The sequence below is a fragment of the Cutibacterium sp. genome, from assembly GCF_030525615.1.
Lineage (GTDB): Bacteria > Actinomycetota > Actinomycetes > Propionibacteriales > Propionibacteriaceae > Cutibacterium.
Genome location: NZ_JAUNEJ010000007.1, coordinates 41328 through 61516 on the forward strand (window position 1 = coordinate 41328; position 20189 = coordinate 61516).

At 58.0% G+C, this 20189-nt stretch carries 20 protein-coding genes and 1 pseudogene; 11 read left to right on the forward strand and 10 right to left on the reverse strand.

Annotation, left to right across the window (positions count from 1 at the left end):
* Nucleotide 1 precedes the first annotated feature (1 nt).
* The 5 genes from Q4B98_RS09620 to Q4B98_RS09640 all read right to left on the reverse strand — a co-directional run bounded on the left by Q4B98_RS09620 (nt 2) and on the right by Q4B98_RS09640 (nt 3316).
* Complete coding sequence (locus Q4B98_RS09620) at nt 2-634, reverse strand: GtrA family protein (RefSeq protein ID WP_303197128.1); 633 nt, start codon at nt 632-634, stop codon at nt 2-4.
* 282 nt (nt 635-916) lie between these two features.
* Nucleotides 917-1762: a bifunctional DNA-formamidopyrimidine glycosylase/DNA-(apurinic or apyrimidinic site) lyase gene (mutM, locus tag Q4B98_RS09625; RefSeq protein WP_303197072.1), complete on the reverse strand. Its 846-nt coding sequence runs from the start codon at nt 1760-1762 to the stop codon at nt 917-919.
* Nucleotides 1755-2492, reverse strand: coding sequence for a ribonuclease III (gene rnc / locus Q4B98_RS09630; RefSeq protein WP_303197073.1), 738 nt, complete (start codon nt 2490-2492; stop codon nt 1755-1757). Before rnc ends, mutM begins: the two co-directional genes overlap by 8 nt.
* Before the next feature lie 10 nt (nt 2493-2502).
* Nucleotides 2503-2694, reverse strand: a complete 192-nt coding sequence (gene rpmF, locus Q4B98_RS09635) for a 50S ribosomal protein L32 (RefSeq protein WP_303197130.1) — start codon at nt 2692-2694, stop codon at nt 2503-2505.
* Between the two features lie 61 nt (nt 2695-2755).
* Entirely contained in the window at nt 2756-3316 is a 561-nt protein-coding gene (locus Q4B98_RS09640; RefSeq protein WP_303197075.1) for a DUF177 domain-containing protein, read from the reverse strand.
* A 383-nt stretch (nt 3317-3699) separates the two neighbouring features.
* Between Q4B98_RS09640 and Q4B98_RS09645 the strand changes: the two genes are divergently transcribed.
* The 3 genes from Q4B98_RS09645 (at nt 3700) to Q4B98_RS09655 (ending at nt 6965) form a co-directional block, all read left to right on the forward strand.
* Nucleotides 3700-5010, forward strand: a complete 1311-nt coding sequence (locus Q4B98_RS09645; protein WP_303197077.1) for an ABC transporter substrate-binding protein — start codon at nt 3700-3702, stop codon at nt 5008-5010.
* 84 nt (nt 5011-5094) lie between these two features.
* Nucleotides 5095-6051 (forward strand): carbohydrate ABC transporter permease, encoded by a 957-nt coding sequence (locus Q4B98_RS09650; protein ID WP_303197078.1) that lies wholly within the window; start codon nt 5095-5097, stop codon nt 6049-6051.
* A complete protein-coding gene (locus tag Q4B98_RS09655; protein ID WP_303197080.1) occupies nt 6048-6965 on the forward strand; it encodes a carbohydrate ABC transporter permease in 918 nt (305 codons plus the stop codon). Before Q4B98_RS09650 ends, Q4B98_RS09655 begins: the two co-directional genes overlap by 4 nt.
* Before the next feature lie 192 nt (nt 6966-7157).
* Here the strand turns inward: Q4B98_RS09655 and Q4B98_RS09660 are convergent, their stop codons facing one another.
* Together Q4B98_RS09660 and Q4B98_RS09665 are read right to left on the reverse strand one after the other, a co-directional pair.
* Complete coding sequence (locus Q4B98_RS09660) at nt 7158-9521, reverse strand: hypothetical protein (RefSeq protein ID WP_303197082.1); 2364 nt, start codon at nt 9519-9521, stop codon at nt 7158-7160.
* A 2-nt stretch (nt 9522-9523) separates the two neighbouring features.
* Nucleotides 9524-10189: an ATP-binding cassette domain-containing protein gene (locus Q4B98_RS09665; RefSeq protein ID WP_303197083.1), complete on the reverse strand. Its 666-nt coding sequence runs from the start codon at nt 10187-10189 to the stop codon at nt 9524-9526.
* A 599-nt stretch (nt 10190-10788) separates the two neighbouring features.
* Here Q4B98_RS09665 and Q4B98_RS09670 point away from each other — a divergent pair.
* Nucleotides 10789-10984, forward strand: a pseudogene (locus Q4B98_RS09670) (leucine zipper domain-containing protein); the annotation flags it as partial.
* Here the strand turns inward: Q4B98_RS09670 and Q4B98_RS09675 are convergent.
* On the reverse strand, nt 10970-11980 hold the full coding sequence (locus Q4B98_RS09675) for a LacI family DNA-binding transcriptional regulator (RefSeq protein ID WP_303197131.1): 1011 nt from the start codon (nt 11978-11980) through the stop codon (nt 10970-10972). The pseudogene Q4B98_RS09670 and the gene Q4B98_RS09675 sit on opposite strands and share 15 nt — an antisense overlap.
* A gap of 196 nt (nt 11981-12176) precedes the next feature.
* Between Q4B98_RS09675 and Q4B98_RS09680 the strand changes: the two genes are divergently transcribed.
* The 6 genes from Q4B98_RS09680 to Q4B98_RS09705 all read left to right on the forward strand — a co-directional run bounded on the left by Q4B98_RS09680 (nt 12177) and on the right by Q4B98_RS09705 (nt 18393).
* A complete protein-coding gene (locus Q4B98_RS09680; protein ID WP_303197085.1) occupies nt 12177-12464 on the forward strand; it encodes a hypothetical protein in 288 nt (95 codons plus the stop codon).
* An 18-nt stretch (nt 12465-12482) separates the two neighbouring features.
* Nucleotides 12483-12788: a hypothetical protein gene (locus Q4B98_RS09685; protein ID WP_303197086.1), complete on the forward strand. Its 306-nt coding sequence runs from the start codon at nt 12483-12485 to the stop codon at nt 12786-12788.
* A 63-nt stretch (nt 12789-12851) separates the two neighbouring features.
* On the forward strand, nt 12852-13124 hold the full coding sequence (locus tag Q4B98_RS09690) for a TIM-barrel domain-containing protein (protein ID WP_303197132.1): 273 nt from the start codon (nt 12852-12854) through the stop codon (nt 13122-13124).
* Nucleotides 13069-14067 (forward strand): TIM-barrel domain-containing protein, encoded by a 999-nt coding sequence (locus tag Q4B98_RS09695; RefSeq protein ID WP_303197134.1) that lies wholly within the window; start codon nt 13069-13071, stop codon nt 14065-14067. Before Q4B98_RS09690 ends, Q4B98_RS09695 begins: the two co-directional genes overlap by 56 nt.
* Nucleotides 14068-14137: 70 nt before the next feature.
* Nucleotides 14138-17221, forward strand: a complete 3084-nt coding sequence (locus Q4B98_RS09700) for a glycoside hydrolase family 38 C-terminal domain-containing protein (RefSeq protein ID WP_303197088.1) — start codon at nt 14138-14140, stop codon at nt 17219-17221.
* Nucleotides 17218-18393, forward strand: a complete 1176-nt coding sequence (locus Q4B98_RS09705) for a hypothetical protein (protein WP_303197089.1) — start codon at nt 17218-17220, stop codon at nt 18391-18393. Before Q4B98_RS09700 ends, Q4B98_RS09705 begins: the two co-directional genes overlap by 4 nt.
* A 141-nt stretch (nt 18394-18534) precedes the next feature.
* Here the strand turns inward: Q4B98_RS09705 and coaD are convergent, their stop codons facing one another.
* Nucleotides 18535-19011, reverse strand: a complete 477-nt coding sequence (gene coaD / locus Q4B98_RS09710; protein WP_303197090.1) for a pantetheine-phosphate adenylyltransferase — start codon at nt 19009-19011, stop codon at nt 18535-18537.
* Complete coding sequence (locus Q4B98_RS09715) at nt 19008-19601, reverse strand: RsmD family RNA methyltransferase (RefSeq protein WP_303197092.1); 594 nt, start codon at nt 19599-19601, stop codon at nt 19008-19010. The genes coaD and Q4B98_RS09715 overlap by 4 nt, the downstream gene beginning before the upstream one ends.
* A gap of 142 nt (nt 19602-19743) precedes the next feature.
* On the opposite strand from Q4B98_RS09715, the gene Q4B98_RS09720 reads away from it, so the two are divergent.
* Nucleotides 19744-20166, forward strand: coding sequence for a pyridoxamine 5'-phosphate oxidase family protein (locus Q4B98_RS09720; RefSeq protein ID WP_303197093.1), 423 nt, complete (start codon nt 19744-19746; stop codon nt 20164-20166).
* The last annotated feature ends 23 nt before the right edge of the window (nt 20167-20189 follow it).

Sequence of the window (20189 nt, forward strand, 5' to 3'; positions counted from 1 at the left end):
CTCAGACGCGCTGACTGGCTTCGGACGAGTCGTCGACATCGAGACTCTCGGGCGAAACAGCAGGAGCAACCATCGGGACTTCGCCAGAGTGTTTGACCGCCCGGAATGTCCACACCTTGTTGACCACGAAGTTGATGGGCATGGTCACGATGATGGAAAAGATTTGCGACCAGTACTCACGAGAGTGCAGTCCTTTGCTTTCGTGGAACCAGGGCTCCGGGAGGTAAATCGGTGAGGTTGGGTTGGTGAAGAGAATCTTGATGAACATGCCGATGATGGCTGCTACCGACCCCACCGCGAAGAATGGCCAAAACTCGTGCCACCAGCCACGGCGGTGTTCCCGCTTGAAGGTCCACGAACGGTTAAGCTGAAAGTTCGTGACATTGGCAACAACGAAGCCGACCAGCCAGACGAGGCTAGTGAAACGGAAGTTCCACCGCGTGCCCGCCAAGTTGAACAGGATGTCCTGGGCGTGCTCGGTGCCACCATTCGCTTTGTTCATGATGATGGCAACGACGATGTTGACCACGAATCCCGAGCCGCCCACGATGCCGAACTTCAAAAACTCGATAAGGTGACGCCTCTTGATACGTCGTCTCCCGGGTACAGCTGGCTTAGCGGTCACCCGCGAGATTATATGCGCATGGCAAACGGACCAAAAATGGACCTATAGGCACCCCGAGGACGCCGATTGGACGTGGTTATCCCTAAAACCACCTGTGCTCCGGCCCCACGACAGTCGCTTACCGTGACGTCCGGACAGTTCAAGTACCAGATGGAGCACCTCAAGGTCACTGACAGAGCATCAGAACGGCTGCCTCTCCTTGACTAACCGCCGCCTCATCCGTCCGTTGTCATGACACAGCCTGTTGAGATCTGGGAAGGCCTGTTGAGATCTGAGGAAATCGTTCTCAGATCATCCCCGCAAACGCTGACACTTCGGACAGCGGTGGGAGGAACGGTTGGCGAAGGACTCCCGAACAATGAAGCTGCCACAGCGTCGGCACGCCTTGCCCTGGCGTCCGTAAACATCAAGAGTTCGGTCGAAATACCCCGATTCCCCATTGACATTGACATACAACGAGTCAAATGACGTCCCACCCTGGGCGATGGATTCGGCCATCACCTCACGCGCCGTCTCTAGCAACTCCACCGCCTTGCGCTGACTCAACCGGGAGCAGGGGGTCTCAGGGTGACGTCGGACCCGCCACAAGGTCTCATCGGCGTAAATGTTTCCGATTCCGGAGACGAGAGTTTGATCGAGCAAGCTCCTCTTGATAGTCGACCTGCGTGCGCGCAGCCGTCTGGCGACCTCGTCGATGTCAAAGCAGCTTTCGAACGGGTCGGGGGCGATGTGGGAAACCGGCTCGGGCACACCGTCGATCAGCGGGACCACGGCAAGTCCTCCGAAAGTGCGCTGGTCCAGAAAGCGCAGATCACGACCGTCGCCGAGCCTGATGACGACTCGGGTGTGGCGATGGTGTGAGATCTGCCTGCCAACGACACGGAACTGTCCGCTCATGCCCAAATGGGCCAGCATCGCCATGCCGTCGTCGAGGACAAACCACAGGTACTTGCCTCGGCGCTCGATAGCAGTGAGTTGGCGTCCGGTCAGAGTCGTCTCGAAAAGCTTGGCCTCTTCTGGACCACCGGTTGGGCGCAACCCGCGAACATCCACCACGTCGACACCCTCGACGGTGGAGGGAATGATGAGCCGCTCTAGCCCAGCTCGTACTGTCTCTACCTCGGGAAGCTCAGGCACCGGTGCAAGAAGGGATCAGTGCGTGCACCGCAAGCTGAGCCGCCCCCTGCTCAGCCTCTTTCTTGTTATGGCCGGTGAAGGCGGCGTGCAGCCTGCCATTCACATTCGCCCTGGCACAGTAGCGACGATTGTGGTCTGGCCCTGATCCGACGATCTCGTATCGCGGGGTGTCAAAGCCATGCTCGGCGCAATACTCCTGAAGAACCGTCTTCCAGTCGGTGCCAGCGCCGGAACGATCCGCCTCATCGACGAGGGGATCAAAGAGGTGGTGGACGAGACGCAGGGCATTCGGCAATCCCGATGACAGCTCTACCGCGCCCAGTAGGGCCTCGGTAGTGTCAGCCAGAATCGACGTCTTGTCATGGCCGCCGCTTTGTTCCTCGCCCTTGCCCAGCTTAATACGAGGCCCAATACTGAGGCGCCGAGCCAACCGCCCTAACGACACCGTGCTTACGACAGCTGATCTCAGCTTGGCAAGTTGACCTTCCGGTTTATCTGGGAAGGCGCGATAAAGATAATCCGTGACGCCGACCTCTAGGACGGCGTCACCGAGAAACTCCAGCCTCTCGTTGGTGGGAATGCCACCGTTTTCAAAGGCATAGGAGCGATGAGTGAGCGCAAGATCAAGGAGCTGAGGGTCACATTTGATCCCCAGCTCCTCGAGAACATTCAAGAAAGGCCACCCTTCATACTCCGGCGAGCTGGGATTCTGGCCTTTTCGTGCGCTCACGGTGCCAATCTCAGATCTGGACAACCTGGCGGCGCTGACCACGCGGTCCGTACTCGCCGCAGGAGGGGCAGGCAGTGTGGGGCAGGTGCTTCTCACCGCACGCCGGGTTGGCGCAGGTAACGAGCTTGGTAGCAACCGCCTTCCACTGCGAACGACGGTGCCGGGTGTTGCTGCGGGACATCTTCCGCTTCGGGACGGCCACGATCTTCTCCTTGGTGTGCTTCAGGTGTGACATCCGCATGGTACGGATGCCGTTGGGACGTTCACGACTTGTCCGAATTCTCCTCGCTGAAAAGCCCTTGCAGGCCAGCCCAGCGTGGATCAATCCGATCCGGATGGTCATGGTCCGGGTCGTCATTGAGGTTGGCACCGCAGTCAGGACACAGTCCCTGGCAGTCATCGCGGCACAGCGGGCTGAACGGCAGGTTCAGCACGACGGCAGTGCGGATGACAGGGTCAAGGTCGATCGTTTCATCGGCACTGACCCGACTGGCGTCCTCCTCAGCTTCCCTATCGGGGTAGAAGTACAGCTCCTGGATATCGAGGACGAGATCCTCCTCGATGGGATCCAGACAGCGAGAACACTCCCCTTTCAGGGTGGCTTCGACGGTCCCGGTGGCGAGAACTCCTTCACCCACCGACTCCAACCTAAGGTCGAGATCGAGAGGAGAGTCCTCAGGAACGCCGATCATGTCGACACCGAGATCCGCCGGAGCGGGTACCGTCCGCTGAACCCGGATCATCTGACCCATATTCCGACGCAGCGAATGAGTCTCGATGACAAGACCCGAGTATGCGTCGGGATGGCGATGTGTGGTGTTCATCGCAAAGATCCCTTCGACCGGTGGAACACGACGAGGTCATGACCGTCGCGCTACTTTACACGGCCCTACGGATGGAACCAAAACCAGAAGTCTCCTCACCGAGGCTCGTCAACAACGTAACCCACGTCACCTGCGATGATGTCCGCAACCAGTCAACACACAACTAACGACGACCACACCGCACATCTCCAAGAATCCTGCTATCGAGTATCCGGCCAACCAGACAGCGGACACTTAGCAGGAACGGAGATCACGCCACCTCTTGACTATCGCCGCTCATTCGGGCGATACTGTACTAAACCGTATTAGTTCGTCGGTAACTGGCGCCAATGGTGGCGCTGGAACCTACCCGGGCCCCGTCTTTCAAGGAAAGAAGTAAGATCATGGGAAAGATCACCATCGATCGACGTCAACTGCTCGGCGGCACTGCCGCCCTAGCTACCGTCCTCGTCGCAAGTGCCTGCGGCATGAAAGGTTCTGAGGACACACCGTCATCTCAGGCATCTGTTAACCCATCTGCCAAGCTCGAAGGCAGCATCCAGTTCCAAACCTGGTCGCTCAAGAACGAGAAGTTCACGCCCTACTTCGAGAAACTCGTGAAGTCCTTCGAAAAGGAACATCCCGGAACGACAGTTACGTGGATTGACCAGCCAGGTGATGGATATGAGGAGAAAGTCCAACAGCAAGCAACCGCCGGGCAGCTTCCCGACGTCATCAACATTCCCCCGAATTTTGCGTGGCAGCTCCTCAAGGCAAACAAGGTGATGGACCTTAAGAAGGCCGACCCAGCAGTCATTGACACCTACACTCAGGGCGGTATTGACGCCTACACCTTCGACGACGCCGAGGGGGTCTACGGCTACCCGTGGTACCTCGGCACCGACCTGAACTGGTGGAACCTCGAGGCTTTCGAGAAATACGGTCTTGATCCCAAAAAACTGCCAAGCACACTCGATGAGCTTTACGACCAAGCGATCACCATGGCCGAGAAGTCGCACGGTGCCATGCCGCTCATTTCCACCGCGCCAGCCCTCGGTGATCTTGCCGCCCAAGGCGTCGAGACCTACAAGGACGGTACCTTCACCTTCAACACTGACCAGGCCGTCAAGATCATCGAGAAGTATGTCGAACTCTACGCCAAGAAAGCTATGCCTCCAGAGGTGCTGCAGAACAACTACCTCGGTAACTCGAAACTGTTCACTCAGGGCAAGGTTGCGTGGACCACTGGCTCCGCGTCCTTCCCCGTCGACCTCAAGAAGGACGCGCCGAAGCTCGTACCCCACGTCACCATGACCAAACGCATTGGCGTCCCCCCGTTGTTCGTGCAGGGCATCTGTGTCTCGGCAGACTCGAAGAACCCCAATCTGGCCCTGGCCTTCGCCCAATACGTGACCAACAACGCCAACCAAGTCGAGTTCGTCAAGGTGGCACAGGGGTTCCTGCCGGGAACCAAGGAAGCCAACGAAAACCCAGACTCCTTTACCTCTGTCATCTCTGACCCACAGATGAAAGAGGCCGCCGAGGCCCTCGCCGAGGAGATGAAAACCGCCAAGATCGGTGAACCCATGGCCTACACCGACGCCATGAAGACCTACGTCGGACAGCAAATCTCGTCGGCCATGAGAGGAGACATTTCCGCTAAGGACGCCCTCGACAAAGCCGTCAAATACTGTAACGACCACGTCGCCAAATGATCTGAGTGTTGGCTTCGCCCTAACGCGGAGCCAACACCGCTATCGTCACAACCACCTGTCTAACTCACGCAAGGATTGCTTTCCATGAACTCCCACCGCTGGTACACACCGTGGTTATTGGTGGCTCCGGCAACCGTGTGGACCATCGTGTTCGCCCTCTACCCCTTCATCAACACGATCGTCTTGTCTTTCACTAATACCCGACCCTTGGTCGGTGGGCAGTTCATCGGCTTCGACAATTACATCGAGCTGTGGCATGACGGAATGTTCTGGAATGCGATGGTGACGACGTTCATTTACGTCATCGTCTGCATCCCACTCTTGACGATCTTGCCATTGCTACTGGCCCTGTTGGTTGAGAAAAAGATCCCGGGTATTTCGTTCTTCCGCACGGTGGCATATTTCCCCGTCATCGCGTCGGTCGTCGTCGTTGCCCTTATCTGGAGTTGGATGTTCGATTCTCGCGGTCTCATCAACCAGTCCTTGCAATGGATGGGCGTCACCACCAGCCCTATCCCGTTCCTTGTCGATCGTTGGAAACTGCTCGGGTGCGCAATACTGCTGACGGTGTGGAAAGGTCTCGGCTACTACATGATCGTCTACCTCGCAGCCCTGGGCAATGTCGATCACGACCTCCACGAGGCGGCCGCTTTGGACGGTGCGAGTACCTTCCAGAGATTCCGTAACGTCACCATTCCTGGCATACGCCCCGCAATGATCCTCATCATTGCCCTTATCGCGGTCTCCGGCATGAGGATTTTCTCCGAACTTTACGTCCTTACCAATGGCACCGGGGGCCCGGGAGGAGAGGATTCCAGCCTCGTCATGGTCATTAAGCAGGTGGGAACCGGGCTGTCCGGCCAACTCGGGTACGCCTCCGCGCTATCAGTTGTGCTGTTCTTCCTGACCCTCATTCCGTTGGCTGTCATCGGCTGGGCCAATAACAAGGATCTACGATCCGGTCACCACGCCAAACCTCGAAAAGGTCGCGCACACCGGGCCGTCGCTATCCGCAACGCAGCAAAGGAGACGACGGCATGAGCACCACGCACACCTTTCGCCCCGTCAAGCAAAAGTCCCGCCCCGTCAAGCAAAAGCCGTGGCGCAATCATCGGTCCTTCGATCCAACCCGCCCCACCTTTGCCGGGCTCATTGGGCGTTATCTCTTGCTGATCTTCGTCGTCATCATCTCGATCGGGCCTTTCGTATGGCAGCTATCGACCTCGCTTAAGGGAGTCAGCGAGGATATTTACTCCTTCCCGCCCCACCTCGTCCCTCAAGACTTCACTGTCGACGCATACCGTCGCGTGGCCCGTGTTGTCCCAATCTTCAGCTACGCCTGGCACTCGATCATCGTCGCCGCAGTATGCGTCATCGGCAACGTCGTGTTGTCCTCCCTGGCCGGTTACGCGCTGACCTGCATGGCATTCCGTGGCAAGAAGATCGTCATGGGCATCCTGCTGTCGGTCCTCTTGCTTCCAGGTGAGGTAACACTGACCAGCCAGTACCTCATCATCAAAGGCATGGGTCTTGCCAACACCCTGGCCGGGGTCGCCATCCCCGGCATCGTCGGTGCCATCAACGTCCTGCTCATGGCCACCGCCTGCCGTGCAGTACCCACATCAGTGTTGGACGCGGCAACTGTCGACGGCGCAAACACCTGGGCCAAAATCCGCTACATCGTATGGCCCAACATCAAAGGCATGGCCTCCGTCGTCGCAGTGTTCTCATTTATCGGAGCCTGGGACGATTTCCTATGGCCACTCGTCGTCCTCAACGATCCCAACAAATACACCCTCACAGTCGGCATGCAATACCTCAACTCAACCATGTCAACCGACCCCCGAGAAGTCGCAGCCGGAACAATCATCGCCCTCGTCCCAATCATCATCGTCTTCGCCTCCATGCAAAAAATCTTCTTCCGAGGCGTCGAAACCGGGGCCGTCAAGGGCTAACACCACAACCGCGACCACCCCTCACCCAACCCGGGCACTCAACCCTCTCACCACAAGTTCAAGAGGCGGTTCATACCTACGCGGAATCGCCCTTGGCCTCATAAACCTAGACCACTACATCATTCGAACCCTCCATCGACTCCGGAGGACCCAGCTCAAGGACAAACCTACTTTAAAACGTCAAGCGCCTGTTCACGTTCTATCTTGGCTGACGGCCGTCGATCGGGCGGCAAGAATCACGGCTGGAACAATGAAGAGTAGCTCGGTTAGTCCTAATGCCCACACGACCCCGTAATCATGAACCACAGCGGTGTCGAGTTGTGTGAATGGGATTCGATCCATAGTAGCCAGCCGCCCCAAGATTACGGAGCTTGCTACGGTGATTGTGTAGGCAAATAGAAAGGGGGCTAACAACTTCACCCGGATTACCTGGTTTCCGCCACCTAGTGCGATCAGACGACGTTCGATCCTCTGGTCAGAGATCAACGTGGAAACGATAGCCAACATTAGTGTCCCGGAAGCGATGATGGCGAATAATTGGCGCGCTACTGCTTGGGCGCGTAGCTGCCTCATTTCAGGATCATCAGAATCAGACACTGCCGCAAACGGTGCTTGACTGAGCACCGTGGAGCGAACGCCGTCCCGAACATTGTCGGGTAAGGCAGCAAAACCAGTGATGATAGCAGTATAAGACTGTGGTTTACTCACCCCGAATTGTTTGAGCAAGGGAGAATCTGCGGGTAGGATCAGACCCCTGAGAACATTGTTATCGAGGTTTTTATCGCCGGAGATTCCGCCTATTTCAGTAACCTGTTTGACGGTCGAATCAGCGATCCCAATGCCGACCACGGTGACTTTACCGTCCTTGGACACGTAGGAAGCTGAGGCATGACCAGTGTAGTTCCGGTCAACCAATCCTCCAGAAGCAATATAAACCATATCTAAATTCGACTGCGGGCAGGCGTCAACCAGTTTCGCAGCCTTGAAGCATTCAGAACCACTATTGTCGGTGATACGCAACATTTGTTCACTGGTAGAAGCGTCACCAAATATCGCCGTATGAGGTTTGAGTTCTGGGAATCGCTCTAATAGGTTTTTTATCGCTTGTTCGTTAGCGTTACTGACCTCCAAGTAACTGTTCTCACCGTTGATCTGGCCGCTGAGCCAGTTTGTCAAATCCGCTACCCCACTAGCGTAAAGCGCACCCCAATAGTTCAAGGCAAATACAACTGCGAGCGCAGCTAGGGCGACTTTTTGCAATCGATTCCCCAGAAGAGCAATAACTCTATGTCTGCGCGTCATTAGCGTGATCGAGTAGGCCAAAGCTGGGATGGTTAAAGCTCCGACTATCATTGCTACCCGGTGGCCTTCCGGGAAAATAAAGAGCTGGCGACTAATAACCAGCAGTATCGTCACCACAATCCCGATGATGCCGACACCCATTAACACCGGGCGTGAAAACCCCATCCTGTGGGTTCGGGCACGACGCTTTTCGGACATTACTGTGAATCCCGCCGCGAGGATGCCCCCAGCCATAATCATGGCCAGTGTCACCAGGGCGGCAATGTTCACAGTCGTCCACGTCACCTCAGTCCAGCGTTGCTGAAAAAACGTCGCTAAGTGAGCCGATAACCCCGGCAGTAAAACAACCGCAAGCATCCAACCTATTAGACCGCCGCATAACGCTAATAGCATGGTTTGTGCGCAGGTAGTCATGCTCGCGCGGATGGGCTGGTCTCCCAATGCGATCAACACCCGATACACCTCGCGGCGTCGCTGCCGATCAGCCGCATAGATCGCAGCGATCATAGCCGCAATCAGTAGCCCACCAAAAAGCCATGATAACTGAGGAGAAATTGCTTGATAACTCGCTGCATTATCGCTAGCCCTCTTCACCACAGAGTTTACCGTTGAAGTTTGACCACCACCATGCTTAAGAACATTATCAATCTTAGCCAGATTATTATTGGTCAACCACACCTCGGCAGAAGCCAGAAATACCTCGTCGTGGCTGATAGCTGAGGCACTGACCTCATTGATCGAAGCTGGATTCTCCGTTACCCCCACCAGTGTAAAAGGCGATTTTTCTCCCATGCTATCGACGTCAACCAGATCAAGATTATCACCGAGCTGCGCCTCTAGCTGCCTAGCCAGAGCCGCACTCACCGTGACTTCAGCAGGCTTGTTCGGGTGACGCCCGGTCACAACTACGCCTAGCCCTGCCGGGCCACTGGTCATAGTCACATCAGCGCTAGCTGCTCTGTCGTGACCGGATGCTATTACATTTTGGCGCGAATGAGCAATAGCGACAGCTTTACCTTTTTCTTGCAGCTCGCGCATATAGGTGGAAACGTCCTCATTCCCTGTTACCTGCTGACTATAAGAACCGAAACCGCTCTGCGCACCTCGCTCAACCGCAATACCATAAGCAGAAACAAAACCTGATACTAACGTACACGCCGCCACTAACACCAGCGCGAGCACCACTGTCCCCAACGCACCACCCGGGTGATGTAGTGCCATCTTAAAAATGAGGCGCCTTCGTTGCGTACCCATGTTTACTCCATTACCAGGTCATAGTCATGAATCCGCACCACGGTATCTGCATAACTAGCGAAAGTCTCATCATGCGTACCCGCAATGACAAGCATGTCCTCGTCATGAGCCAACCTAGCCAGCAGCTGTGCTATCTGGACCGTATTATCCCGATCCAGAGCACCAGTAGGTTCGTCGGCAAGAAGAATACGGGCATCTCCCATCAAAGCCCGTGCGATTGCCACACGCTGCTGCTCCCCGCCAGACAAGCATTCGACAGGGCGCTTAGCGTTTCCTTCTAGCCCAACCCGCGTAAGCAGCTTCCCAGCGCGCTCGACATCGCCCTTACCTACATGCCCAACAGCAATCTCACGCGCGAGCAACAAATTCTCCACAGGATTCAGGAATGGTACTAAAAGATACTGTTGGAAAATCCGCCCCATTACAGATGAACGCAACTTACGTACAGGGGTACTCGCCAGATCCTGATCTTCAATCAAAACTTTCCCACTTGTCGGCTCCAACTCGCGAGTCAGCAACCTAAAAAACGTGGTTTTCCCTGAGCCAGAGGGTCCCATCAACGCGTACAATTTCCCCGTCGAAAAATAAGCCGATGCGCCATCAAATATCTTCCGAGTCTCACCAGTTCCCTGATAATCAAACCCTAGATGCTCAATACTCAAACGCACATTTATCCCTCTAACCATAGGACATGCCAGAAATCAAGGTTGTGAGGTCACAGTGCAACAAAGCACTACGATCTCACAACCGCACGGATGGTCATCGTTTGGCGTGATCCACACGAGCAGCGCGAGGCCATCCGTATTTTGATGCTGCTCTCCACGAAGGGGTCTTGTAGGATGCGTTTAGCTTGGTGAACCATCCGGAGTGGTAGTCCGGCGCGGCCGCAACGTCAAGAGTAACTCGCGCTTTCGTGTCCGAATGAAGAGACGAACACCTACCCACGCCGAGGGTGTACCCCACACCATTCTCAAGCCATGCCGAGCAGTTCCCACCGAGCGCACTCGCTGAGGGTGTTGTTATTGATAATGAGGCCCCAATCATATCCTCCTAAAAAATCATCTTTGATTTCCCAACTTCACCGTGCTCGCCACAGCGACGAGTCGGACGACAAATTGATATTAACAGACAACAGGGTCATCGCCACCCCATCAACCTTTTACGTGTTGCGGTTTATGGGGTTGTTGACGCTGCGGGGATGACGGAGGGGCCAGGCCCCGTCAGGATAGGAGTTGCACACTTATCCGTCTGAGTAGGGATCCTGCCGGTGAGTACTGACGTTAACGCACCCTTGACCGGACGCCTGGTTGAGCGTTGTCAAACCCGCCCGATCGTCCATGTCAGGCACCGAGATGGGTATCAGTCGAGCTGCCGCACGTACATGGGTCAACCGGTACCGCCGCCTCACAGAAGTCGGCCTGACTGATCGGACGAGCCGACCCCACCCCTCACCCAACCCGGCCACTAGACCCTCTCACCACAAGTTGAGGAGGCGGTTCGGTGACATCAGCAACATCGTCACCACCAATAATCCCCATCAGCATCGTGACGGCATCACGGCCCAAAACCGAGGGGTCACGTCGCAACGCGGTAATTCCAGGCGACATGACCCGGCACGCCGGAGAATCTTCAAATGACACCACTGACACGTCAGCAGGAACCCGTAACCCGCGCTCGGCTACCGCAGCCAATCCACCCAGGGTCAAGACCTCGTTGTCGTAGACAATCGCAGTAGGACGATCCTGCGCCTCCAACAACGCCGTCGTTTCCCGCAACCCAGACTGCTCTGAATAATCCGTTGCTGCAGCCTCGATAACAACGACGCCTAGTCTTTCGGCCTGCTGGGAGAAAGCTAACCTCCGCACCATGCTGTGTTCGAGGATGGGGTCACCGCCAATGTGAGCAATACGACGGTGACCTCGGTCAACCAAATGGGTGACGATGCTCTCTGCAGCAGCTGCGTCATCAATGTGCACACCAGGCAACGGCGTGTCGTCCATGGCACCAACAACGGTGCACGGCATCGTCATCTCTGCCATGAGGGGCCAGCGCGGATCGTTGCGAGCTGGATCGACAAGAACGACACCGTCAACCCGACGCTGCGCCCACCATTGCCGATGGATCTCGCATTCTTCCTCACGGGAGCCAACCAACTGCAATACCAAAGCGGTACGCGCAGGGGTGAGGATCTCCTCCATACCGGCGATGAGATGGAGGAAGAAGCCCTCACCAGCGAAACTCCGATCGTCACGCGCGATGACGAGTCCGATGGCACCCGCCCGGTTGGCCGACAGCGCTCGGGCGGCCACATTGGCACGCCATCCCAGATCTTTAGCGACTTCCTTCACCCGCGCCCTGGTGGCGTCGGAAACGCCCGGCTTGTCATTGAGAGCGAAGGACACCGCTCCGGGCGACACGCCAGCAACCCTGGCGATGTCCTTGATCGTTGTCCTACCCATGAAGCGATGACCCTTCCCGAAGCGTGGATGCTCTGTCGACCTCGCGGCTCTCGCCTCGCAGGTACGCCGCCATAGCCAGCGCGGCCTCATTCTAGAGTTGCGAGCCGGAGCAGAACGCTTCAGCACACTCACCAAACCGCCCTTGCCATCGTCACATCCCTCACTAGGGTGGGAGTCCCCAACGCCGGGAGATGTCATGACTCAGACGACCTGCCTTGTCAGCGATCACTATCGCATCACACTCATCACCGATCGTCTTATTCGATGTGAGTGGCGCGTTGACCCCGCCGAACCCTTCGAAGACCGGCCCACTCAACTCGTCGTGGACCGTTCACCACACGAGGTGACCAGCACCATCGATGAGGTTGACAGCCACATCGTCATTCGAAACCAGTATTACGAGTTTCATTACGACGGTATGAGCTTTTCGCCAAAGGGCCTGCACGCCTCAATCACCAGCGTCGGCAACTATCATGCCGCATAGCGCTGGGGAGATGACCCGTTGTCGCACAATCCCTTTGGCGCTCCCGCCAACCTGGGTGGGACCGCTCGTACTCTCGACTGTGTTGATGGCCGATGTGACATGGGTACCGGAGTGGCGAACACTCAAGGTTGGGCAGTCCTTGACGATTCTCATGGCCTCGCATTGGACAACGACGAATCCACCCCATGGCCTCAGCCCGTGCCCCGACACAATTCAGCTGAGTGCGGAGGTCACGACATCTATCTCTTTCTCCACGGCCACGACTATCCCGGCGCCGTCGCAGACTTTTACCGCCTCACCGGGCCACAGCCAGTCATTCCCTGATGGGGTCTAGGCAACTGGTGATCGCGCTACCACAGGTACAGCCCCGCCGAATATGAAGCCCTCATAGACCGCTTCGAGGCAGCCGGAATTTCGCTGTCGGTAGCCGTCATTGACATGGACTGGCACCTCACCAACATCGACCCAGCATTAGGACATGGCTGGACTGGTTACACCTGGAATCGAGACCTCTTCCCCGATCCGCCCAAGTTTCTTGCCACTCTTCACCGGCGTGGCCTGCGCACCAGTCTCAATGTGCACCCGGCTGACGGAATCCGTCGTCATGAAGAGTGCTACCGACAGGTCGCCGGGGCCAGGTTCACATCGGTACCCCATTGATTTCTCGGGTGACTCCGTCATCTCCTGGGAAACGCTGGACTTCCAACCCGAATTCACAGCGACCGCTTCCAACATCGGCTACGGCTGGTGGAGCCACGACATTGGCGGACACATTTTCAGTTCCCTCGACGACCAGCTGATGGCCAGGTGGGCACAGTTCGGGGTGCTCTCCCCCATCAATCGGTTGCATTCGACCAAGAATGAGTTCGGTTCAAAGGAGCCGTGGCATTTCCGCGCCGAAACCGAAACTGTCATGAGGCAGTGTTTGCGAATGCGTCATCGGCTCATCCCATACCTGCACAGCGAGAACTTGTCGGGTCACCGCAACCTGTGCCCGCTCATCCGACCGGTCTACTGGACTCACCCGGAATGGGAGGAATCGTATGTTGATCGCAATGAGTATTGGTTCGGCAGCCAACTCCTGGTTCGCCCGGTCACGACCAAACGCAATACCGCCACGGGGCTCGCTACGACGCGCACCTGGCTTCCTCCCCTAGCTGAGGGCCTTCGGTGGGTCGATCTACTCACCGGACTCACCTACACGCCACAACGTTTCGTCACCATGGCTCGCAGCATTGACGAGGTGCCCGTCTTGGCGAAACCTGGAACCATCGTTCCAACCGCCACCGATCCGCTGACCAAGGAGGACATACCGACTGACCTCACCCTGGTCGTCGTTCCGGGTGCTGCTGGCCATTTCGACTTACTCGAAGACGGTGACGAATTGCGCAGAACACCTCTTGACCTCGACGCCAACGGAATGCTCAGAATCGGCCCCAGCGAAGGCTCAGGTCCAAACGTCGTCCGGCGGTGGCGGGTGAGTGTCCACTCCGGCGGGCACCCCGTCACGATTGACCTGGGGGAGCACCGTCAGGCACCTGAACCCCTACGCAACGCCCTTTTGGAGATCGTGTGGGCAATTCCATCTGAGCGACTAAACTAAACCGCATTAGTCACTACACTTCAATGCCGTAACTATCCGTTGTCAACGTCGCAACCGCCAGGGACTCCCCATGCACGATCACGCCACCATTCTTGACGGCCGAGTGCGCCGTCATCTCGATGAGAAAATCCGCCCCGCCGAAACGACCACGGTGTGCCAACTCAACGTCGAATGGGCTCCTGTCACTGACACCTGTGATGGCCCGAACAGCCGTCCCGGTATCCGTGGCCAGGGAGAACCGATTCCGATCAGCGCAGGACTGGCTCTCGACTACCAGCCTTTCCGAGTGGGCGACAAGTGGGGTCCGCCATGGGGAACGACCTGGCTCCATTTCACGGCCTCCGTACCGCCGAAACATCGGGACAACCACCTCGAGATGATCGTTGACCTCGGCGGAGTGTGGGACTCTCCCGGGTTCCAGTCCGAAGGTCTTGTGATACGTCCCGACGGGTCTATCATCAAGGCGCTTAACCCGCGCAACACCTGGATTCCCGTCGAAACTGATACGCACGGCCATATCGATATCTACGTCGAAGCGGCGTCCAACCCGATCTTGTTGGCTCAGCCGCCCTTTCAACCGACCGAGGACGGCGACAAGCTGACTGCATCGACCGACGCCTACTACACCCTCAAGCGGGCCGATCTCGTTGCTGTCCATGATGATGTGCGCGAACTCATCGCCGACATCGTCACCCTGTCAGGCCTGGCAGCCGAATTACCGGAGGACTCGGAGCGCCGGTGGGAGATCCGTCGCGCGTTGGATCGTGCCATGGATCGGATCGATCTTTGTGACGTACCCGCCACGGCGTCAGCAGCTCGCAGCGAGTTGGCCCCAATCCTGGCTCGGCCGGCCCACGACTCTGCCCAGACAATGACGGCCATCGGCCATGCCCACATTGACTCTGCCTGGCTGTGGCCATTACGTGAGACCCGGCGCAAAGTCGCTCGAACCATCGCTAATCAGCTCAATTTGATCGACAATGACCCCACTCATCTCTTCGCCTTCCCAGCTGCTCAACACTCGGCATGGCTGGAACAGGACTATCCCGACCTTTTCGCCCGGTTGCAGCGGACAGTCTCCGCTGGACGGATTATCCCGGTCGGGGGTATGTGGGTGGAATCTGACGCCAACCTGCCCGGCGGTGAGTCGATGTGCCGCCAGTTGCTGTACGGGCAGCGCTATTTCATGGACAAGTTCGGCCACCACTGCCCCGAGGTGTGGTTACCGGACTCTTTCGGCTACTCGGGGGCTCTGCCGCAGCTAGCCAAGCTGGCCGGAGCTCGCTGGTTCCTGACCCAGAAAATCTCGTGGAACCAGGTCGACAAGTTCCCCCATCATTCCTTCTGGTGGGAAGGAATTGACGGCACCCGTATCTTCACGCATTTTCCACCTGCCGACACCTACGGCTCTGATCTGTCTGCCCATGATCTCGAACACGCTCGTTCCAACTTCCAGGACAAAGGCCGCGCCAACTCCTCTCTCATTCCCTTCGGCTACGGGGATGGGGGCGGCGGCCCAACTCGCGAAATGCTCGCCCAAGCTCACCGTGTCGCTGATCTTGACGGCGCTCCGAAGGTGGCCATCGAGCCTCCAGCGGCCTTCTTCGCGCGCGCCGAGCGCGAGCACGAGGACCCAGGAACATGGGTCGGTGAGCTCTACCTCGAATTGCACCGAGGCACGTTCACCAGCCAATACGAGGTCAAGAAGGGTAATCGTCGCAACGAACATCTGTTGCGCGAGGCCGAACTGTGGTGCGCCACGGCAGCCGTACGCGGTCTGATGGATTATCCCGGTGAGCGGTTGGCCGAGATATGGCGCACCGTCTGTCTCTATCAATTCCACGACATCCTGCCCGGGTCGGCGATCTCCTGGGTGTATCGAGAAGTCGTCGCCGATCATCGTCGAATCTCTGACGAGCTCACCGAACTCATTCACCATGCCCAAGAGCTGCTAGCCGGGGAAGGCGACCAAGAGATTGTCTTCGATTCCGCTCCGCTGCCCCGTCCGTGGGCCTCCACCGTGGCCATGGGGGCCGGGGCCAGCCCAGCCATCACCGAAAGAGTCCACGCTGAGGAAACGGCTACCGGATTCGTCGTCGACAACGGCTTACTGCGTCTTAGCGTTGACGAGCACGGACTCGTCACCCACCTGATCGACACCGCGTCCCGCCGAGACGCCATCCCTGCCGGTCAGCGAGGCAATCTGCTCCAACTTCACCCTGATTTCCCGAATATGTGGGATGCCTGGGACATCGATCCTTTCTATGCCAACGACGTCACCGATATCGATGACGGTCAGGCCACCATGACCAGAACGGGCGAATCCGTAACCATCCGTGTCACGAGGACGTTCGGTCATTCCAGCGCCATCCAGTCGCTGACCGTCAATCCAGCAGATCCGCGCGTCAAGGTGCGCACTCATGTCGACTGGCACGAACGCGACAGCCTCCTCAAACTGGCATGGCCGGTCGACGTCCACACCGACCACGCCGATTACGAGATTGCCATGGGCCACATCACCCGTCCCACCCACACCAACACGTCGTGGGATGCCTTCCGATTCGAGGTTCATGCCCACCGGTGGGTTTACCTGTCCGAGCCCGGTTTCGGCGTCGCCATCGCCAACTCCGGTACCTACGGGTGGAATGTGTCTCGCCATCCCAAGGACAACGGCGGCACCTGGTCGGTGGCCCGGGCCTCCCTACTCAAGGGAGCTCGCTACCCCGATCCGCGCGCTGACGAGGGAGAACACGATTTCTTCCACACTCTGCACGTCGGTGCCACTCTCCCCGACGCCGTGCGTGACGGGTATGCCGCCAACTTGTGCGTGCGCCGCCGTCAGGGATCACCGGTCGAACCGTTGGTTAACGTTGAGGGAATCATGGTCGAGGCCATCAAGCTTGCCGAGGACGGCTCGGGTGACGTCATCGTTCGACTCTATGAACCCTATGGACGCCACGTTCACACCACAATGACGGTCAACTTCCCGGCGGCGACCGCCATTGAGACCGACCTGTTGGAAGAACCTCTTGCGAACAATCCACGCGCTCAAGTAGCCCCGTCAGTCATCTGCACCGACCTTTCCGGGGCGACCATCGGGCTGTCCATGCGCCCCTTCCAGGTCGCAACCTTGAGGCTAGGACGCAACCAATGAAGGTGGGCGTCAACTACACCCCTTCTCAGGGGTGGTTCCACAGCTGGCTTGACCTCGATCTCGACGCCACCCGGCGCGATTTTGAGGCAATCGCGCAGCTCGGCCTCGACCACGTGCGGCTCTTTCCGCTGTGGCCGTTGCTTCAGCCCAATCGTGGCATGGTACGTCCGCAAGCTCTCGACGATGTGGTCGCTGTCGCGCGTGTTGCCGCAGAATTCGACCTTGATGTCACAGTCGACGCTCTCAACGGGCACCTGTCCAGTTACGACTTCCTGCCCGCATGGGTGGTCACCTGGCACGAATCGAACCTTTTTACCGATCCACGTGTCAAAGCTGGCCAAACTGACCTCATTTGCCACCTGGCAGCACACCTGCGCGAGGAGCCGAACGTCATAGGCATGACAGTGGGCAACGAGTTTCCGCAGTATGCCGCACTGGCCCCCGGTCACCATCATCCGATGCGCAGCGCGTGCTCTGTTGACCAAGCACAGATGTGGTTGGAGGCAATGCTGGGAGCCATGAGAGACCAGTGGCCCGACGGCCGATTCTGGTTTGGGTTCGACGACGACCTGTGGTTCGTTGATGACCATCCCTTCATACCGCGTCACGCCGTCACCCAGGGACCCTCGACGACCGTTCACTCCTGGGTGTTCGCCCACGTCGGGCCGCGATTCGGCCAGGGACATCCCGCCCTGACATGGTTCCCCCGCTATCTCCTTGAACTGGCACGTGCGTGGAGTCCTGACTCGCAACGCCCGCTTTGGCTACAAGAAATTGGTGCCCCGCGCACTCACGTTCCCAATGACCATGCTGCCGATTTCGTGACGTCCTCCCTCGCCTCGGTAGCAAGTACCCCTGGTCTGGAAGCAGTCACGTGGTGGTGCTCCCACGACGTCTCCCGTGACCTCCTCGATTTCCCAGAACTGGAGTATTCGTTAGGCCTCTTTACCAACGACGGCACGCCTAAGCCCGAAGCCCTCGCTTTGTCCGAGCTGCTACCCGACTTACACAACGCTCAGCCCCAAATCGAGTCTGATGAGCCGCTGGAGTTCAGCGCCGATTGGCAGACCGGGGCAGGGCGCTCGGTGTGTTCTCCCACGGGTGACCTGTTCGCTCACTGGGTTGACGAGGCGGAACGAACCGGGAAGGCTCCGCAGCTTCGAAGGGGGTAAGGATCTGCTCCGGGCTTGCACGCAGAAACCCCTCAGCTTGCGCGGAAACCACAGCCTTGCGCACAAACACCATGTGCGAGCAGAGGCATCACATAGCGAACCAGTGTTCAGTCCGCCCGAACACCTGCAGAACCCCCGGTTTCAGGAACGCGGGAACTTCTCCCGCAAGGCTGCGTCCACCATCGCTGGCACGAACTCAGAAACGTTGCCCCCGTTGCAGGCCGCCGAACGAATCATCGAGGAACTGATCGTTCCGAACTCTCGCCCAGCCGGCAGCAAAATCGTCTCGATCCCGCTCATGGCCTTGTTGAGGTGGGCCATCTGAAGTTCGTAATCGAAATCTCCACCAAAGCGCAGACCGCGAATAATCGCGTCAGCTCCTTGCTCGGTACAAAAATCGACCAATAGTCCGTCGACGGGGGCAACCTCAACCCCGGGGATGTCAGCGACGGCGTCCTCGACGAACGCCACTCTCTCCTCCATGGAGAAAATGCCGTTCTTCGCGGAGTTCACGGCCACTCCGACGACCACCTCGTCAACAAGCTGGGCGGCTCGGGCCACGACATCCACGTGGCCCAGGGTGATGGGGTCGAAAGATCCTGAGAAAACTGCTTTCACTGCTGCTCCATGGACTCACGGTTGCGTTGAGCGTAGTAGACGACGGTTTCGCCATACCGAGAATTCCACGACTCAAAACCCTCTGGAAAGTGAGGGGATCGACTTCGTCGTGACCTCTCCACCACCAGCAATCCGTCGTGGGCCAGAGCGTGCTGGGTGGTGGACGCAATGAGGCTGTCCATGACGTCATCGGCCACGTCGTAGGGCGGGTCGAACCATACGATGTCGAAGGTCTGCCGATTACCGGATAGAAATGCCGACACCGGCTGGGAAACCACCTGAATCTTGAGCCGTGTCGCTCGGGAATTGTCCTTCATGACACTACATGCGGCGCGATCCCGATCGACCGCAATGACCGACGAGGCTCCTCTACTGGCAGCCTCGAGAGCCACAGCTCCGGACCCGGCGAACAAGTCGCAGAATGCTTGACCGGCCAGCTGGTCCTCGGGAGCCTCGTCAGCCGTGCCATTCCAGGCAGCTAAGGCCGAAAAGACGGCCTCGCGCACCCGATCAGTCGTCGGACGTGTGAGTCGCCCCGCCGGGGTGGCAAGGCGTTGCCCGCCTGCACGACCCGCGATAATCCTGCTCACCCTTACAGGCTACCGGCAGCACTTGTCGAGCACATCTGCCTTCCGCAGGACTCTTGGTCATGTGGCGCGGCATTGTCATCGACCTCGGCAACTTTGTGCCCGTCGACTCCCAAAATGGACCGTGTTCAGGAAGAATGGACTCATGAGTAATGAGGAGAACCCGATTGCCGAGGTCCCGCAGGACAGCTGCTGGGGCTATCTGGACACCGCAGAGGTTGGCCGTCTGGCCACCAGCGTCAACGACCAACCTGAGGTCTTCCCTGTCAATTACGTCGTCGACGGACAAAGTGTCGTCTTCCGCACCGCAGCTGGCAGCAAGCTTGAAGACATCGTCGCCAACAACCGTGTTGCCTTCGAAGCCGACGGCTGGTCCGAAGAGACTGGCTGGTCGGTCGTCGTGCGCGGGATCGCCGAGGTCATCACCGATGAGGCCGAACTCGCCCTGTGTGACAAAATGCCCCTGCTCCCGTGGGTGCCGACCATCAAACGTAATTATGTGCGTATCCAGGCCGATGAGATCACCGGACGCACTTTCGCTTTCGGTCCCGAACCCCAGGACAACTGAGAACCCCAGGACAACTGAGACCT

Excerpts from the sequence above, each read along its gene's own strand:
- Q4B98_RS09640 (WP_303197075.1), bottom strand. The coding sequence starts at position 3,316 with ATGAACACCACACATCGCCATCCCGACGCATACTCGGGTCTTGTCATC.
- Q4B98_RS09645 (WP_303197077.1), top strand. The coding sequence starts at position 3,700 with ATGGGAAAGATCACCATCGATCGACGTCAACTGCTCGGCGGCACTGCC.
- Q4B98_RS09650 (WP_303197078.1), top strand. The coding sequence starts at position 5,095 with ATGAACTCCCACCGCTGGTACACACCGTGGTTATTGGTGGCTCCGGCA.
- Q4B98_RS09655 (WP_303197080.1), top strand. The coding sequence starts at position 6,048 with ATGAGCACCACGCACACCTTTCGCCCCGTCAAGCAAAAGTCCCGCCCC.
- Q4B98_RS09660 (WP_303197082.1), bottom strand. The coding sequence starts at position 9,521 with ATGGGTACGCAACGAAGGCGCCTCATTTTTAAGATGGCACTACATCAC.
- Q4B98_RS09675 (WP_303197131.1), bottom strand. The coding sequence starts at position 11,980 with ATGGGTAGGACAACGATCAAGGACATCGCCAGGGTTGCTGGCGTGTCG.
- Q4B98_RS09680 (WP_303197085.1), top strand. The coding sequence starts at position 12,177 with ATGACTCAGACGACCTGCCTTGTCAGCGATCACTATCGCATCACACTC.
- Q4B98_RS09695 (WP_303197134.1), top strand. The coding sequence starts at position 13,069 with ATGAAGAGTGCTACCGACAGGTCGCCGGGGCCAGGTTCACATCGGTAC.
- Q4B98_RS09700 (WP_303197088.1), top strand. The coding sequence starts at position 14,138 with ATGCACGATCACGCCACCATTCTTGACGGCCGAGTGCGCCGTCATCTC.
- Q4B98_RS09705 (WP_303197089.1), top strand. The coding sequence starts at position 17,218 with ATGAAGGTGGGCGTCAACTACACCCCTTCTCAGGGGTGGTTCCACAGC.
- Q4B98_RS09720 (WP_303197093.1), top strand. The coding sequence starts at position 19,744 with ATGAGTAATGAGGAGAACCCGATTGCCGAGGTCCCGCAGGACAGCTGC.